The 17,733-nt window shown below is 52.2% G+C and carries 11 protein-coding genes; 1 reads left to right on the top strand and 10 read right to left on the bottom strand.

Features of this window, described 5'->3' with window-relative positions; all coding sequences use genetic code 11:
- Positions 1-83: 83 nt before the first annotated feature.
- From galU to CHH67_RS19405, 3 genes are all read right to left on the bottom strand, one after another.
- Complete coding sequence (galU, locus tag CHH67_RS19395) at positions 84-956, bottom strand: UTP--glucose-1-phosphate uridylyltransferase GalU (protein ID WP_095266978.1); 873 nt, start codon at positions 954-956, stop codon at positions 84-86.
- A 297-nt stretch (positions 957-1,253) separates the two neighbouring features.
- Positions 1,254-3,767, bottom strand: coding sequence for a U32 family peptidase (locus CHH67_RS19400; RefSeq protein ID WP_095266979.1), 2,514 nt, complete (start codon positions 3,765-3,767; stop codon positions 1,254-1,256).
- 151 nt (positions 3,768-3,918) lie between these two features.
- Positions 3,919-5,025: a DNA alkylation repair protein gene (locus CHH67_RS19405; protein WP_095266981.1), complete on the bottom strand. Its 1,107-nt coding sequence runs from the start codon at positions 5,023-5,025 to the stop codon at positions 3,919-3,921.
- 418 nt (positions 5,026-5,443) lie between these two features.
- On the opposite strand from CHH67_RS19405, the gene CHH67_RS19410 reads away from it, so the two are divergent.
- Positions 5,444-6,655 carry an MFS transporter gene (locus CHH67_RS19410; protein WP_095266983.1) on the top strand — a complete coding sequence of 404 codons (1,212 nt, stop codon included), beginning with the start codon at positions 5,444-5,446 and terminating at the stop codon, positions 6,653-6,655.
- 30 nt (positions 6,656-6,685) lie between these two features.
- Here CHH67_RS19410 and CHH67_RS19415 read toward each other — a convergent pair whose 3' ends face one another.
- From CHH67_RS19415 to uvrA, 7 genes are all read right to left on the bottom strand, one after another.
- Positions 6,686-8,641 carry a GTP-binding protein gene (locus CHH67_RS19415; RefSeq protein ID WP_095266985.1) on the bottom strand — a complete coding sequence of 652 codons (1,956 nt, stop codon included), beginning with the start codon at positions 8,639-8,641 and terminating at the stop codon, positions 6,686-6,688.
- Positions 8,642-8,838: 197 nt separating this feature from the next.
- On the bottom strand, positions 8,839-10,839 hold the full coding sequence (locus tag CHH67_RS19420; RefSeq protein ID WP_095266986.1) for a copper amine oxidase N-terminal domain-containing protein: 2,001 nt from the start codon (positions 10,837-10,839) through the stop codon (positions 8,839-8,841).
- On the bottom strand, positions 10,839-11,984 hold the full coding sequence (locus CHH67_RS19425) for a S1C family serine protease (RefSeq protein ID WP_095267119.1): 1,146 nt from the start codon (positions 11,982-11,984) through the stop codon (positions 10,839-10,841). The genes CHH67_RS19420 and CHH67_RS19425 overlap by 1 nt, the downstream gene beginning before the upstream one ends.
- Positions 11,985-12,663: 679 nt before the next feature.
- Entirely contained in the window at positions 12,664-13,566 is a 903-nt protein-coding gene (locus CHH67_RS19430) for a transposase (RefSeq protein WP_095266988.1), read from the bottom strand.
- Positions 13,567-13,696: 130 nt separating this feature from the next.
- A complete protein-coding gene (locus tag CHH67_RS27090) occupies positions 13,697-13,831 on the bottom strand; it encodes a hypothetical protein (RefSeq protein WP_280523049.1) in 135 nt (44 codons plus the stop codon).
- A 515-nt stretch (positions 13,832-14,346) separates the two neighbouring features.
- Positions 14,347-14,553, bottom strand: coding sequence for a hypothetical protein (locus CHH67_RS19435; RefSeq protein WP_095266989.1), 207 nt, complete (start codon positions 14,551-14,553; stop codon positions 14,347-14,349).
- A gap of 192 nt (positions 14,554-14,745) precedes the next feature.
- Entirely contained in the window at positions 14,746-17,613 is a 2,868-nt protein-coding gene (gene uvrA, locus CHH67_RS19440) for an excinuclease ABC subunit UvrA (protein WP_095266991.1), read from the bottom strand.
- Positions 17,614-17,733: the final 120 nt, after the last annotated feature.

Here is a 17,733-nt window from a genome sequence, read left to right on the forward strand (position 1 = left end):
GGAGTTTTAACTCCTCTTTCTTAAACTCCGCTCTCTAAACCTCATCTTCTCAAGAAACCGAAATCGAATTAGCCATGGGCCTATCAATTTAACTTTGACAAGGTGTTTTTTAAATATGTAATTAAATCTTCGCGTAGATCCTCGTGCTGCAGAGCATAATGTATACTCGTCTCGATAAAACCAAGTTTCTCACCGACATCATGACGAATCCCTTCAAAATGGTACGCGAGGATTGCATCGCTGCGGGATAGAGAGGATAATGCGTCTGTGAGCTGGATTTCTCCATTCTTCCCGGCTTCTTGTGACTCCAATATATTAAAAATTCCAGGCGGCAAAATATAGCGCCCCATAATAGCCAGATTCGAAGGTGCTTCCTCACGTAATGGTTTTTCTACAAGCCTGGAAGTCTCGTATATTCGCTCTGCAATTTCTCTTCCATCGACGATTCCATACCTGTCCACCTGATCCTTAGCTACAGGCTGCACGCCTACAATTGCGGCTTGATACTTGTCATATACATCCATCATTTGCTTCAGACAAGGAATCTCGGATTCCACAATATCGTCACCAAGAAGCACAGCAAACGGCTCGTCGCCAATAAACTTACGGGCACACCAGATCGCATGACCAAGACCCTTCGGCTCTTTCTGACGGATATAGTGAATGTCGGCCATATCCGAAGGTTTCCGCACCTCCTCAAGCAACCCCCATTTTCCCTTTTCCGCCAAGTTATGCTCCAGCTCAAACGAGGAGTCGAAGTGATCCTCAATGGCTCTTTTTCCCTTTCCCGTGACAATGATAATATCCTCAATGCCAGAAGCTACGGCTTCTTCAATAATATATTGAATGGTCGGCTTATCCACAATGGGTAGCATTTCCTTAGGCATCGCTTTGGTTGCAGGGAGAAACCGGGTTCCTAGCCCTGCTGCCGGAATAATGGCCTTTCGTATTTTCATGAAAGCTTCTCCTTTTCAACACCAAACATAGTAATAAACAAGATCAGTGCCATTATATCGAAAATAGGCCGTGTTTGTCATAAAATCATGAAAATTAGCAAATAAACAGCAGCCCTTCAACAGCCGCAACCCAGTCCCTCCCACATAAAAAGGCAAGGCACACCAGCTATGCACCAGGTCTGCCTTGCCTCTACTTTCCTCTTATATCCCTATCATCTACCGCCAGACCACAAGTCTGCTCGCGGACAAACCCGCCCATGTTGATCGCATGGGCAGGCCCCGCGATCAACCAGCGCGTTACTTCACCAGCTGACCGCGCGTTACGCCAAGCTGGTTCGTGGCCTTCAGCTTCTTCCATACCTGGGTACCGCTGATTTCCCCGCGCAGGGCACGGTTGTAGAGGTCAATCACCTCGTGAACCTTCTCCGGCGTTTCTTCCAGGAACTCTACACGGTAGCGGGACACGCCCAGCTCCATGAAGTTAGCTAAATACTCGGCACCGGACTGCTCGATCGCGTTGTATACCGTGTTGCGGCAGCCCTCGTCCACGCGGACCGGATGGGACATGCCGATGCGGTCCTGGAGGGAAGCACGATGCTCCTCGCACGGACGGCCGCAGTTCGTGTAATCTGTGCCTTCGCTCAGGAAGGTGCAGTACACGCAGTGCTCGGTATGGAACATCGGCAGATGCTGGTGGATGACAATCTCCAGCTTAGCCGTGTCCGCCTTGCGCAGAAGATCCACCATCTGTTGGATGTTCAGATCATACGAAGGCGTGACGATGTCACAGCCGACTTCGGTGAACAGGTCAACCGCTTTGTGGTTGGCAATGTTCAGGGAGAAGTCGCCGATCAGCCGGGGATGCGCAGCCCCCGGGTTCTCCATTCGGTGGCGCAGGTAATAATACAGCGCACCGGTGTTGCGCACCAGCACGGCATCCGGCTGGAGGCGCAGGATGTTGTTGTGGTAGCCGTTCTCGCCCGGCATATGGATGCGCGGCGTCGCCAGCGCAATCTGCTTGCCGGCTGCACGCACGGCTTCCACCGCTGCCGGGAACTGCTTGATAAACTCGAAGTCGGCGTATATCATCTCCACGCCGGCTTCGAGCGCAGCCTGCACCTGCGGCAGGCTGCGGCACAGCGCGGTCAGCTTCGCCTCACCGCGCGCCACCGGCGATGCCGGCACAGCCGCATCGCCGTACACCTCCACCACCCGTTTCACATACACGGGCGGCTTCGGCCGCTCGCCAGCGAGCAGCTCCACCGCACGGCGGCGGATGCTGTTCAGCTCGCGAATCGGCACAATGACGTCGCCATACAGCTCGACGTCAAGCTGCTCCAGCTGGAATACCGTTCCGCCCAGGCGGCCAAGCTGCTCCTCCAGGAGCTCCTGATTCAGCGGCCGCTTCTGGGCGATGTCCAGTTCCAGCTCCGAATTCACCTGGACCGTCGTGCCCTTCTGCACATCGGTCCACCACGTCGACAGCGGCTGCCCTGGGCGGCCGCTGACCCGCACATGTACCGGGAACACCCGGTACGGCTTGTCGGTCTCGAAGGTTTGACGCAGACGCTTGTCGAGCGCCGGATCACTAGTCTTCCAGATCCGGTCGCCTACATGCACCTTGCGCAGATCGACGTCGCTGCGGCCAGGGACGATATCGATGATCCAGCCCTCCTGGGCCTCGCCCTCGATCTTCACACCCTTGCGGCGCACGTCATAGACACGTCCGCCCTCTTCCTGCTTCGTCGGGTCTCCTGCGTCGAACACAATCCCGTCACCACGCTTCAGCGGCGCTTCCAGGCGGCATACAACGCCGTCGCGCAGGATCTGCTCCACCCGGCCCAGATACACGCCGCGGCTCTTCGGGAACGTCCCTTCAACCAGCTGCTTGTTGTTGGTCCCTTCCAGGAAGCCGTGTGTAAAGCCGCGCGAGAAGCTCTGCTGCAGCTCGCGCACTTCCTCCTTGCTCGGTCTTGCATCTTCCCCGTCGAAATACCGGTCAATCGCCTTCCGGTATTTGCTCACAACGTTCGCTACGTACTCAGGGCTTTTCAGACGCCCTTCGATCTTGAAAGAGGTCACACCCGCTTCGATTAGCTCTGGCATCAGGTCAATGGCCGCCAGGTCCTTCGGCGAGAGCAGATAAGCGACATCGCCCATCGGCTTCGGCTCGCCGTCCACAATCAGGTCATACGGCAGACGGCAAGCCTGCGCGCATTCTCCGCGATTTGCGGAGCGGCCGCCCCACATCTCCGAGGTCAGACACTGGCCCGAATAAGAGACGCACAGCGCACCATGGACGAATACCTCCATCGGCAGCTTGGCCTGCTCCCCGATCTTCTGAATCTGCTTCAGATTGTTCTCGCGACCCAGCACCACCCGCTCCATGTTGAACGGCTTCGTAAACTCCACCGCCTCCGGGGAAGTGATCGTCATCTGGGTAGAACCGTGAATCGGAAAATCCGGCGAAATTTCGCGGATCAGCTTCACCAGGCCGAGATCCTGCACGATCACGGCATCTACGCCTGCATCAACACAGGCATCGATCAGCTCTTTGGCCTCTACCAACTCATTTTCGAATACGAGGATATTGAAGGTCAGGAAGCCCTTCACCCCGTAGCTGTGCAGGAAAGCCATAATCTCCGGCAGCTCGTCCATCCGGAAATTGTTCGCCCGCGCACGTGCATTAAACTTCTCCACACCGAAAAAGATCGCATCCGCACCATTGGCCACCGCCGCGCGCATGCAGTCCCAATCGCCCGCTGGCGCCAGCAGCTCCACATCTTCTCTTCGTAACGCTTTTGTATCCATCTATATCCTCCCGCCGGTAACATCACCGGTACACTCTAGTTTCTATCTAGTCTTGTAACAATTCCTATTCTATAAACGTCTTTTCAACTTATCTAGTGTACCAGAACTGCTGCCTGACGTCAGCTGTCTGCGGGGACTTTTCCATTCCCAATTATTTTATAGATTCCGCACCCTCCAGCACAAAATCAGCCGAAGCCAATCGTTTGCCATTCACGACAATATGAAGCCGATGCGCCCCTGCATAAAAACGGCGCGTGGAGATGATTTTGAAAGACTGCCTCTTCTCCACCGCCCAGCTTCCCGCCTCATACACTTTATCCGAGCATTTGTAGCGCTTGGGCGCATGCTTGCCGCTTTGCTTCATATAATCGATCTCATAGTCAATCCGAAGCTGGCGCGGCTCCCCGGTCTCATTCACAACGCGAAATGAAAACTCCAACTCCTCCCCCACGGCAATAACGGTCCGCTTCAGCCGAAGATCGGTAATCTCCAGCCCCGGGAGCTCGTCCAGCTCCTCATAACCAAAGATAGACAGCGCCCGCACATCCCCGCGCCGAAGCAATGTCCGCAGCGCATGCCGCACGATCCAGTCCGTTAACGGATGATGGCCGTACCACTCTGCCGCAATATCCAGCACGAGTTCCGGATGATCCTTGGAAATATCGTTCAGGTGGTTGGCCACACTTTTTCTCACATAAAGGGACGGGTCCTCCTTTAACTGCGCCAGAATCGGCAGTACGGGCTTCGGATCGGCTATCAAAGCAGGCAGCTGAGGCGCCCAGGGAAGCCGCGGCCTGCTGCCTTCACTGGCCAGCCTGCGCAAATGCTCATTGTCCGACAGCGCCCACGCCTTCATCTGTATGAGCATCCGCTCTTGATCCCGCATAATAAACGGCCGCACCGCAAATTCCGCCGTACAATACATCGTGAACACCTCAAGTGCCTGCATCGAGGCTTCAAAGTCCTCAAGTCCGTTCAGTTCCACATAATCCGCGAAAAACAAATATTCCACCCCGCGAAAATGAGGGGCCACCTGCTTCAATATGTCCAGCGCCTCCCGGTAAGCAGAAGGTAGCGTGTCCGTCAGGGCCTGCGCAATATGCCTGATTCGCTGCTTGAACTCCTCCTGCTCCCAGGCCTCGTCCTGGATTAACTGCATAAATCGATTCGAATCAAAGGCCGGGTAAGCCTGTTTCAATTGTTCTGCCACATCGCTCAGCAAAGCCGATGAATATAACCCTTTTAACGTCTCTCTCATCTTCAACGCTCCTAACTTCTTTCCCATGCCTTCCCAGAACATGAAATGTGGTGTACCATGAACTTACGCCTTTCATTTTGGAAACGGCAGCTTTCGCTGCTTTCAGTTTACCAAATTGGAGAGGTGTTTGCTTTTGTACAGCGTTTACTTAAGAAACGCACATCAACTCATTCCATTCTGAAATAATAAAATCTCGTCTTTAAGCACGTGAAGCATTCATTGTATTAAATTTCACCTTATATATGCCGTACTGTTTGCGATTCAAAGGTATAAATGCTATTCCGCATGGCATGCTCCTATGGAATCAGGGTAATAAATAGGTGGAATTCCGCTAGGGTTGTTATTTTTCATCATATAACTTTGCAATGTAAAGGGGGCCGGAGCGATATCAGCATAAACATCAGGAGATGAAGAAATTATGGAAAGTTGGAAGAAAAATCTGTGGGTCCTCTGGTTTGGCTCCTTTATCGTAGCGTCAAGCTTCTCGATGGTCATCCCCTTTCTCCCGCTCTTTCTCATTGAGCTTGGGGTGACCAAGAATACCGAAATGTGGTCCGGCTTGCTGTTTAGCGCCGCTTTTTTTGCCGGAGCACTGTCCTCTCCGTTCTGGGGAGCCGTCGGTGACAAATACGGACGCAAGCCGATGATCATCCGCGCGGGGCTCGTATTGTTTGTCATCTATGTGCTTATGGCATTTGTGACGAACGAGTATCAGGTGCTCGTGCTGCGGCTGCTGCAAGGTCTGCTCTCCGGCTTCATTCCGGGCGCCATCGCCATTGTCGGGACGAACACTCCCGAGCACAAGGTCGGGTATGCCTTGTCCATGATGTCCACCGCGACTGCAACGGGCAGCATTCTTGGCCCGCTGATCGGAGGCACGCTCGCTTCCCTGTTCAGCAACCGGATGGCTTTCGGGCTCGCTGGCGGCCTGTGCTTCATTGCAACCGTGCTGGTCATATTATGGGTGAAGGAAGAGAAGTTTGTCCCGAGCAAGGAAAGGGTATCCGTCATCAACACGTTCCGTGTAGCCGGGCATAACAAAACCTTGATGATCGTCCTGATGCTAACCCTGCTGACCCAGTTTTCCGTCATGACCATCGAGCCGGTCCTGCCTCTGTATGTCGCCGATATCAGCGGATCCAGCAAGCATACCTCAATGATCGCCGGCTTTGTCTTCTCCATCGTCGGGATCGCCAGCATTCTGTTTGCCGCACGCTGGGGCAAGCTTGCCGACAAAATCGGATTTCATCGGGTGCTTCTGATCGGCCTGCTCGCCGGCGGCATTGGCTCCCTGGCACAGATGCTGTTCAGCAATATCTGGGCGTTCTCGGCCATTCGCTTCGTTTATGGCATCTTCTTCTGTGCGGTATTCCCTGCACTGAACGGATTGGTTGTTCGGCATACCCCGAGCGATTTCCGCGGCCGGGCATTCAGTCTGAACCAGACCGCCACACAGATCGGCGGCATGGCAGGCCCGCTCGCAGGCGGTGCGATCAGTGGATTCCTGGATATTCACTCCGTATTTCTAATAACCGGTATCCTCATGCTGATCACCACGGGCCTCACCTATTGGTCACTGCGTGGCACTGACACGCATGCCGAGAACTCAGGAAGGTCGACAGCTGGATAAGCTCCAGCCTTATCGGCATTTCCATGCTTCTTAGACATGCATATGCGCATCCGCTTCATCCCACGGTACACTATAGCCGTGGCCTTTCGCACAAAAGATCGACGAGGAGCTGTACTCCGGATCAGCATCCTTGTTGTATCCCTTTCGGGCAATGACCTCCTCTTCATTATGGCAGCGATCATATCCGCCAAACTGAAGGGAGATCATGCCTTTCCCGTGCGTGAAGGCCGCAAGCTCCACACTGTAATTCATCATGGTCGCGACTGGCGCAGATCCGACAACCACCACCTGATCTCCAAGCGTCTGCGGCGGCTCAAAGCTGGCTTTGGCCCGCGTCAGATCCGACATTAATCTCCCGACAAACGCGGTATCCACTTTGATTTTAAACTGATAATAAGGCTCCAGCAGAATATTGTTCGTTTTCTCAAGCCCTTGCCGCAGCGCACGATACGTAGCCTCCCGGAAATCTCCGCCATGGGTATGCTTGTTGTGAGCACGACCTTTCAGCAATGTGACCTGGATATCCGTCAATGGCGATCCGGTCAACAGGCCTCGATGATCCCGCTCCCCGATATGCTGCTCTACCAGATGCTGATAATTGACCGGCAGCACGTCCGGATGGCACGCATTACGGAACACGATGCCGCTGCCTCTTGGCCCGGGCTCCAGCTTCAGATGCACCTCGGCATAATGCTTCAGCGGCTCAAAATGCCCGCATCCGACCGTTCCCTCCGCTATTGTCTCCTTGTACAAAATCTCCGGCGGACCAAATGCAACCTGATACCCGAACCTCTCCAGCACGATTCGCTGAAGCACCTCCAGTTGAATGACACCCATCACATGAATATGAATCTCCTGCACCTGCTCTTCCCACTGCACAGATAGTGAGGGGTCCTCGGCATCCAGCAGCCGGAAGCAGCGAAGCATATCCTTGGGATGAATGTCGCTATCAAACTCCACCTTACTCTTCAAGGCCGGTACCAGCTCGTACACGGTTTTGCCGGACAGCGCCCCGACACCATCACCTGCGCCCGCAGCCGTAATCCCGGTGACTGCAAACAGTTCACCCGCCTTAACCTTGTCCACGCTCGACAAGCGGCTGCCGTTGACCCATCGGATACCGGTCACTTTCTCAGTCACCACCTCTGAACCGGTATGATACTCCAGCTCATCCCGAATCTGCAGCGAACCGCTGACCGCCTTCATGTACGTAAGCCTTGTGCCTGCATCATCATGACGGATCTTATATACCCTGGCGGCAAACTCCCCTTCACTGCGGTAGTTCGTCTCCGTCAGCACGTCCAGCTGCTTCATAAAATGGGACACCCCGATATTTTGCAGTGCCGAGCCGCTAAAGCAAGGGTAGATCCGGCCTTCGCGGACCAGCGTCCGCATCGCCTCTGTCCAGGTTTCGGCCTCATAGCCCTGCTCCATATAAAAGTCCAACAGGGTTTCATCCCTCTCGGCAATGGCCTCGATTAACGCTGGACGAAGCACCCCCGAAGTGAAATCATCCCCTTCTTCTATCAGACAAGCGTCTGCCGACAGCTCTCTTCGAATCTCTTCAAGCACCCGTCGAACGTCGGCACCGACCCGATCAACTTTATTAATAAATACGAACACAGGGATACCATATCTTCGAAGCAGCTGCCACACCGTTCCCGTATGTCCCTCAACACCCTCCACTGCACTAATCACGACAACAGCGGCATCCATCACCTGGATCACCCGCTCCATTTCGGGTGAAAAATCGACGTGACCCGGCGTATCCATTAAATAATAGGTGCTGCCGTTATACGTCATCACCGCCTGGTCCGCAAACACGGTAATGCCTCGCTCTTTCTCGATCCCATGATTGTCCATAAAGGCACTCTGATGATCCACCCGCCCAGGCTGAGCAATTGTGCCGGTCATATATAACAGCTGTTCAGCCAGTGTTGTTTTGCCCGCATCCACATGGGCGAACATGCCTATCGTCTTATTCATAAGCTCCCCCGTTATCCATCTACTGGAGTTTATTGTAGCATAGGCGGACGCGTATCCCCTACAACAAAAACAGCCGCCCATGGCACACGATTTCGTGGACCATAAGCAGCTGCCAACAGCTTTATTCACAATCATATGCGGATATACAAACATGACATCCTGATACTTCGAAAGCCACAACGACTTACTACACCCATTTACTTCGTCAATCCAAACGACGCTAACGTCCGCTCGATCACATCGGTCTGCTCCTTGGTTGCATTCGCATCGTTCAGCTCCGCAACAATCATATACGTGATGCCGTTGTTCTCGAATACGATCTCGCGCGTCGTGAATCCGACCCCATCCTTCTCCTGATGTGTCGTAAAGGATACCGCTGATGCACCAGCAAAAGTGATATTCTCCACACTCAGCAGCTTGAGCTTGCTGTTAGACGCGTTAGCTTCGGTGTAATAACGCTTCATCTCTTGGATGATCCGGTCGGCCGGACTATTCCACCGCGCCATAATTTCAAAGTTTCCTCCCATGAAGGAATATTGAATATCCGATTGCTCAAACCGGTCACTGATCGGCGTCCAGTACAATGGAATATCTATATGATAACGGTATGCAGATGAGCTTTTCGTACTCATTTTTGTTTTGTCGACAAGCGTATTGTCTTCTCCGAGATCACCGAACTGATCCGGTACCCGGTCATAATCGATGTCGATGGAATCCAGCATCTTCTCCCACAACCCAGCACCATCTTCTATCCGCTCCGGATAGGCATATTCAATATGATACCGATAACCGTTGTGTTCAATCAGGATTTGATATGTGTAAATCCAGCCGTTGCCTGAGTTATATTGCAGTTCCAGGAGCTGGCCTTCCACGCCTGAAATTTCGATTGGCGATTGCCCGGTCATTTTGTAAGCATCCTCTACAAACGACTCCGCATACCATTTCTTGATCTCATCGACCCATGAAGTTATACCGGATCTCGCACCCTTCGGAACAGAGGTAACGGTGACGGCCAGTATTCCTTCCTTCTGTTTGAAATACATCATTTCGGCATCGTTCATGTTCCAATCAGCCGGCACACTCAGGTAGACACCATACTCATCATTGCCTACATCCATAAGCCCGTCCACAACCGAGGACAAATCCTTCACATGAGGATCCACTGCCGGAAAGGAAGGCCTGAAGGAGTTCAGAAAAGCAGCATGGCTGTTCATGTCAGTGTAGTGCTCTGCATTCGCATCGGAAAAATAGAGCATGTACACCCGATCATTCGCGTAATATGCCCGAGTCTCCCACAGCAATCCGTCCATATCCCTGGTGACGGCTCTGGCATACGCCACAGATGCACTGGAGACGGCCTCCCGGTGCAGAATCGTTTCCCTCGATTCCTTCACATCGCTAATGACTATCTCCAGCAGATCCTCAACGTTTAAAGGCACTGTCTGATCAAGGGCATGGACCTCCAAATAATAGCGTCCCGTCGGATCTGTAAAATAGGACGCGCTTTCGTCCGAAGCCCCCTGAATGATCATCATCCAGGATGGATAATTGATGCTCCAAGTATAATAACTGTTCCCTATGCGCGATGAACCCGGGCCTTCCATGCCGGATGGATCCGGTTGTTCTTTAACCACCACATTGAGGCTAACCGTATAGGCGCCGGAGCCGCTGGCGCTTAATTTCGCTCCCATTCCCGAGGCCACTTGACGCAGAGGCACCATCAGCGTATCGGAAATCATGGTTGGAGCAACGGAAAGTTCAACTTTCTGTCCGTCAATCCAGGCTGTCTTGCTGTCCATGACCAGCACAATATTGTGCGGCCCTTGCAGTATCCGAATCCGATTGTTTCCTTCCAGCCGAATCTCACTGCCGAAAGCCTGCTTGAACACACCGAGCGGCACCATCACAGCGCCTTGATGTATCACTGGCTTAGCAATCCCAAGGCTCTCACCATTCACCGTCGCTTTGGAGCTGCCTGTCTGGATGGCCAACAACCGCTGTTCCCGCTTCGTTTGCTGCTCCTGCTTCGTCTGCTCCTGCTTCGTCTGCTCCTGCTGTTCATATTGCTCATCAGTTACACTGTCTCCCCAAGCCGCTGTCATCATCAACGGTGTCATCAGGCACAGCGCCAGCAATGCCACCCCTGCCTTTTTCATCCACTGCCGCCGATGGCTATTCTCTCTCTCCCACGTCAACATTATTGGTCGGCCTCCTCTTCATCGGCAAGGATTCCGTCATAGGCGTCCCAGCCCAAAGTCAGCCGGCGATTCACGATGTCTCCATCACTCTGCATAAGCAGGTTAATCTTCTGTCCCGGCAAAAAAGACTTTAAAATTTCATTGATATCCACAACCGAGTAGACGCGCTTGCCATCAATGGCATACAGCACATCCCCCTCTCGAATTCCGGCTTTCCATGCGGCATCACTTAAGACCTGCGTAACCATCAACGGATCATCGCTTGGCAGGCCAACGATCGCCGACCAGCTCTCCTCCAGCTCCAGACCAAGCGTTGGTCTTGGCACTTCGCCGTATTCGAGCAAATATTCGGCAACATAACGTACCGTTTCCACAGGAATCGAGAAGCCCATATTTTCGACCCCGATGGCCGCAAATTTCATCGAGTTAATCCCGATGACTTCTCCTTTCATATTCACCAGCGGCCCCCCGCTATTGCCAGGGTTGATCGCCGTATCCGTCTGGATCAGACGATAGGAGCCGTCTACACTCCGGTTCAATCCGCTTACAACCCCAACGGTTGCAGAGTTACGGAGTGAGAAGGAAATCGGCGTTCCAATGGCCACCACCCGCTCCCCTACTTGAGAAGTCTGGGCAGTCTTGGCGAATTTAGCTGGCTTCAAAGCCTTTGCATTAATTTTAATCAGAGCAATGTCGCTCTTGGCATCGCTATAAACCTCACGGACCCGGTAAGACTTCCCGTCCGATGTGACCACAGTAAGCTCGGTTAATCCATCCACCACATGTGCATTCGTGACGATCCATCCGTCCGCTGTCCAGATGACGCCTGTGCCATGTGCCAGATTATAGCGATCCTCCTGGTACGAAACTCCTTGCGCAGTTTTTCCGATAATGCCGACTACCGAAGGAGATGCATTCTGAATGATCCTCGGTACTTGATCCTCATATGTACTCTTCACACCTGTAACTGACCCTGCTGCTGCCACCGACACTGCCGCTGAGGCTGTAACTGGAATTGATCCTGAAACTGATCCTGGAACTGCCGCTGTCGCTTCGACTTTGCCAATTCCCCAATCGGCAGCGCTACCGAGCACCAGAGCTGCACCGAGCAGCAGCGTGGACTTTCTGACTAAGTTTTTGTTCATGGATTCACCCTGTCCCTCTCCCGTTTTCCCTACCAAACGTTCTCCTTATTAATGTAGCATAGTTTTCCATATTCCTCCATTCTATTATCCAGCGCGTGTAAAGTATGGTCTGTCCCGAATCCTTTGCATCGTTATCCCTTTTAATCAGGCAGCATAGAAATGATTAAAAAGACTGCGAATTGTCGGTCTCTAGAAATAGGTAACTTAGGAGGAAGCTTTAAGGAACAGCTTAGAGGTTAGAAGGATAACTTAAAAGAATAATTTTAAAAAATAACCTAAAAGAATAACTTTACAGATTAGATTGATAGATAAGCTTGAAAGAACATTTAGTTGAACAACATAGAAGAATAGCATAGAAGAATAGCTTGTGAAGGACAGCTTAGTAGCACTCCTGAGAATGTAGATTAGAAATGTAGACTAAGAATATAGTTTTGGGATGTATTTGGGATGTAAATTAGATTGTAGTTTTGGAATTTAGTTTTGGGATGTAACTTTGGAATGAGGCTACAGGATAAGCGCACGGACCAAATGAAAAAGCGGATTATACTATGCTTGACTCCTTGTCGCCTTCAGCGAAGCAATACCATCTCATCAGTACTTGTTCACGCGAGCTCACAATTCAAATCGATCTGTCTCACCAGCACTCTTCACCCACAAATCCAACTGTTACCCCTCTCTTTCAAGCAACCGCAGCAAGGGACTGTTTCGGTTGGCGAGTGATCAGCTGGCGGTAGGAAATCCCGGGGATCGCCATGCACATCTGCAGCAACTTCTGCCCCATCGACTCCTCCGTTTCAGACATGCGAAGCCAGCGGCGTCCTGTGTACTCGTTCAGATACGCCTGCAGATGCTTCTGTCCTAACGGGCCATATGTACTCTTCAGCAACTTCCAAGCCTCTCTTACTATGTTCCGCAGCGGTGTATATAGTCGAAAAGCTTGGGAGAACAGCTGTACCTCGGATAAAAGGCGATCCACGTGCTCATCGATAAATGCAGTTAGTTCGCGACGAGCTGCCCTTTTATCGCTTCCTCTCTTCTGTGGGACGAGTTCAAGCTTGACCTGCTGAGGTTCACCTAACTCATCGACCGTACAACCAGCGACAACCACAGAGGCATGCGGATGCACAACTTCAAATCGGGAGGGATTGCAGCCATACTGATCGCTGTTCACCTTCACCTCGCCGTAGAGCAGCTCCCGCGCATCGAATTCGCCGACAGCATGACGAATTTTGTGCAGCACTAACCAAGCGGTCTTGTAGGTGACTTCGATCGCTTGACTAAGACGCAACGCCGAGATGCCATCCGGGAGCAGGAACAAGTCCAGAGCCATAAACCACTTGAGCAGAGGCAAACGAGTTCCTTCAAAAATCGTGCCCACCAAAGCCGATGTCTGATGCTTGCACCGTCCGCATTCGAACAAGGGAACACGTCGGGAGTTCAGACGGCTGCACCCGGTGTGTTCACAGCGCGGGCAAACGAAGCCGTTTGGCCACTTCATCGCGATCACGGCCTCCAAACAGGCCTGCTCGTTCTGAAAACGACGATGGAATGGTTGAAGATCTGTTAGCCCATGAACCTCCATAATTATTCACCTCGAACAATAGGATCGAACATACGTTCTTTTATATCCTTATTATACCAGACTAATGTTATCTGTTTCAACTAAAATCCTCGTTTAATTCCTATCTTTTTCCTTAATTTCTTTTATCAACTCATGATTTCTCCTCTTCTTCGATTGAATCGTCAAGCGTTGCGAAGGCTAATTTTCGATCCATTGCCTTTTCTATTTCCTTTTCTATTCCTTGTCTCTTTCCTCGTTCATTCATCTGTTCATTCAATCTGTTCATTCATCTGTTTATTCATCTGTTTATTCATCTGTCCATTCACCTGTCTGGCCCCCTCGCCCTCGCCCGCAGACATCCATCTTCATCCTCCCCCTGAACAAAAGGGATAATCATGCAAAAGCAGCGGCACAAGGATAACATTCCAGGAGCAATCGCATTAAATAGCAACCCAGGGGCAGACCGCACAGGAGTAGCAGCATAGGGAACGCAGCACAAGGATAGCACCTAAAGACAGCCGTACAAGGGTCGCAACCTAGAGACACCGGCACAAGGATCGTAACCTGGCGACACGCGCACAAGAATAGCAGCCTGGGGCCCCTCTAGGTAACAGATTTAGGCAACAGCTATGCTAGGGCATCATCAAGAAAACGGTTTATCGATGAGATCCATCGTTGTTGGACGCGACATTACGACTCGTTGCAAACAAAAAAGACGCCTTCATTCCACCCATGTGGACCAGACGTCTCATTTGTATGTAGCTGTAATGAAGCTGTCTTTTCGATTCGCGATAAAGCTGACTATTTGAACCAGCCGGTAATCATGGCATAGTCCGAATACAGGAACACAGCCAGACTGACAAGTCCGAAAGCGATTGCGAATTTATTTTTCTGGCGAGCCGTCAACAGGCGCACCACGCCGATAAAGATCAGAATCGTAAACAGGATCATGAAAATATCGAATGTTTTGAACGTCGCGTTGGCATCCGATACTGCTGCAAGGAACATGAAACGTACCTCCTCGTGGGTTTCTCGAGCATTTTAGCATATCTCCTTCTATGTTATCCGTGCGCCCGTCCGGATGCAAGCCCTTACTCCAAAAAATTCAAAAAAAACTCGCTCCAACGTGCGTTACGTCATAGCACACCCCGGAGAGGGGGGGATACGTAAGGAAGGCTCAAGGCCCGCTGAATCTGAATATCAGCGAGCCGCCTCCAGCTTGTGAAGCTCCTTCGTCCGCTTCGTGTCTCGTTCGAGAATCGGCTTCAGATATTTGCCGGTGTAAGACTCCTCCACCTTCACGATCTCTTCCGGCGTGCCGGTTGCGATGATCGTACCGCCGCCGCTTCCTCCTTCGGGACCAAGGTCGATTATATAATCAGCGGTCTTGATTACATCTAGGTTATGTTCGATGACAAGCACCGATTCACCGGAATCCACCAGGCGGTGCAGAACGACAAGCAATCGGTCAATATCGTCCACATGAAGCCCTGTTGTCGGTTCATCGAGGATATACATCGTTTTGCCGGTGCTGCGCCGGTACAGCTCGGACGCCAGCTTGACCCGCTGGGCTTCGCCTCCTGACAACGTCGTAGCAGGCTGCCCAAGCTTGATATAGCCTAATCCGACATCCATCAGTGTCTGGATCTTCCGGTGAATTTTCGGGATGTTCTGGAAGAACTCCACCGCGTCCTCCACCGTCATGTCCAGCACATCAGAAATATTTTTGCCCTTGTACTTAACTTCCAGCGTCTCGCGGTTATACCGTTTGCCCTTGCACACCTCGCAAGGCACATAGATGTCCGGCAGGAAGTGCATTTCAATCTTGATAATGCCATCTCCACGGCACGCCTCACAGCGTCCACCCTTCACGTTGAAGCTGAAGCGGCCTTTCTTGTAGCCGCGGATCTTCGCTTCATTCGTTTGGGAGAAGATGTCCCGAATATCGTCAAACACACCGGTATACGTGGCCGGATTCGAACGCGGTGTTCTTCCAATCGGGGACTGGTCAATATCTATAACCTTCTCGATATGCTCAAGGCCCTTCATCTCCCGGTATTTACCCGGACGAACCTTCGCCCTGTTCAGATCCCGCGCCAACGTCTTATATACAATTTCGTTAACAAGCGTCGATTTGCCTGAGCCGGATACGCCAGTCACTGCGGTGAATACGCCAATCGGAATTTTCACATTGATGTTCTTCAGGTTGTTCTCCTTGGCTCCGCGCACTTCCAGCCAGCGCCCGTCCGGCTTGCGCCGGTCGGTGTTCACCGGAATGAACTTGCGCCCGCTCAAATATTGGCCGGTTAAGGAATTCGGATCCTGCATGATCTCCTGCGGCGTTCCCTGTGCGATGACCTGACCGCCGTGTATCCCTGCTCCAGGTCCGATATCGATAATGTAATCCGCTGCCATCATCGTATCCTCATCATGCTCGACCACGATCAGCGTATTGCCGATATTGCGCATATGCTCCAGCGTCGAGATCAAACGATCATTATCCCGCTGGTGCAGGCCGATGCTCGGCTCGTCCAAAATATACAAGACGCCCATGAGGCTTGAGCCGATCTGCGTAGCCAGGCGTATCCGCTGTGCCTCACCGCCGGACAGCGTGCCTGCCGAACGGCTGAGCGTCAAATAATCGAGGCCGACATTCACAAGGAAGCCGAGCCGGCTGCGGATTTCCTTCAGAATCAGATTCGCAATCTGCTGCTCTTTCTCGCTCAGCTCCAGACCCTCGAAGAAGTGAAGCGACTCGCCAACCGACAGGTTGGTCACATACGCCATGTTCCGGTCGTTGACCGTGACCGCAAGACTTTCCTTTCTAAGACGGTGCCCTTTGCAAGTGTCACACGGCTTGCTGCTCATGAAGCCTTCAATGAACTCCCGGATGCCTTCCGAGTTCGTCTCCCTATAGCGCCGCTCAAGATTCGGAATAATTCCTTCAAACGGCACATACGCTTCCTTCCGCTGGCCAAAATCGTTCTCATATCGGAAATGTACCTTCTCGCCGCCTGTTCCGTACAGAAGCTTGTTCATCTGATCCTCACTCAGGCTGCTGACCGGCACATCTTGGGGAATATCGTAGTGCTCGCATACTGATCTCAAAAACTGCGGGTAATAGTTAGAGGTGCCTCCGCTCCAAGCCTGGAAAGCTCCTTGCTCCACACTCTTGCTCGGATCCGGAACCAGCAGCTCGGGATCGATGATCATCTCCACCCCGAGTCCGTCACAATCCGGACAAGCGCCAAACGGCGTGTTGAAGGAGAACATGCGCGGTGTCAACTCTTCCATGCTGAACCCGCAGATCGGGCAGGCAAAGTTCGAGCTGAAGCGCAGCTCCTCCTGACCGATAATATCAACGAGAAGCTGTCCGCCGGATAAATTCAGCGCCGTCTCAATAGAGTCGGCCAACCGTGCTTCGATATCCTCCTTCACCACGATCCGGTCAACAACAACCTCAATCGTATGCTTTTTGTTCTTCTCCAGTTCAATGGACTCGGACAGGTCGCGAAGCTCGCCGTCGACCCGTACCCGGACAAATCCTTGTTTCGCAATATCGGCGAACAAGTTTTTATGCTCCCCTTTGCGGCCGGACACAAGCGGCGCCAAAATCTGCAGCCTGGTTTTCTCCGGGTACTGCATAATCCGGTCTACCATTTGCTCAACGGTCTGGGAGGTAATCTCAACCCCATGCTCCGGACAGTGCGGATGACCGATGCGGGCAAACAACAGGCGCAAATAGTCATAGATCTCCGTCACCGTGCCGACCGTTGAACGCGGGTTGCGGCTGGTCGTCTTCTGGTCAATGGATATCGCCGGAGACAAGCCCTCGATTGAATCGACGTCCGGCTTCTCCATCTGCCCCAGAAATTGACGCGCATAGGCAGACAACGATTCTACATACCGGCGCTGTCCTTCGGCATAGATCGTATCAAAAGCGAGAGACGACTTGCCTGATCCGCTGAGTCCCGTCAGAACTACGAACTTGTCGCGGGGAATGGTGACATCAATGTTTTTCAAATTATGGGCGCGGGCGCCTTTGATCACAATCTTTTCACTTGCCAAATGATATCATCTCCTATGGCGGCTTAACCACGAATAAATAAATCCCGCATCAAGCACCGTTTGTATCAAAATAGTATCTATCTATACATAAACGTCCTATGACGTTGTATCACTGGTTTC

Origin of the sequence: Paenibacillus campinasensis, assembly GCF_002272015.1 — a bacterium.
Lineage (GTDB): Bacteria > Bacillota > Bacilli > Paenibacillales > Paenibacillaceae > Paenibacillus_AQ > Paenibacillus_AQ campinasensis.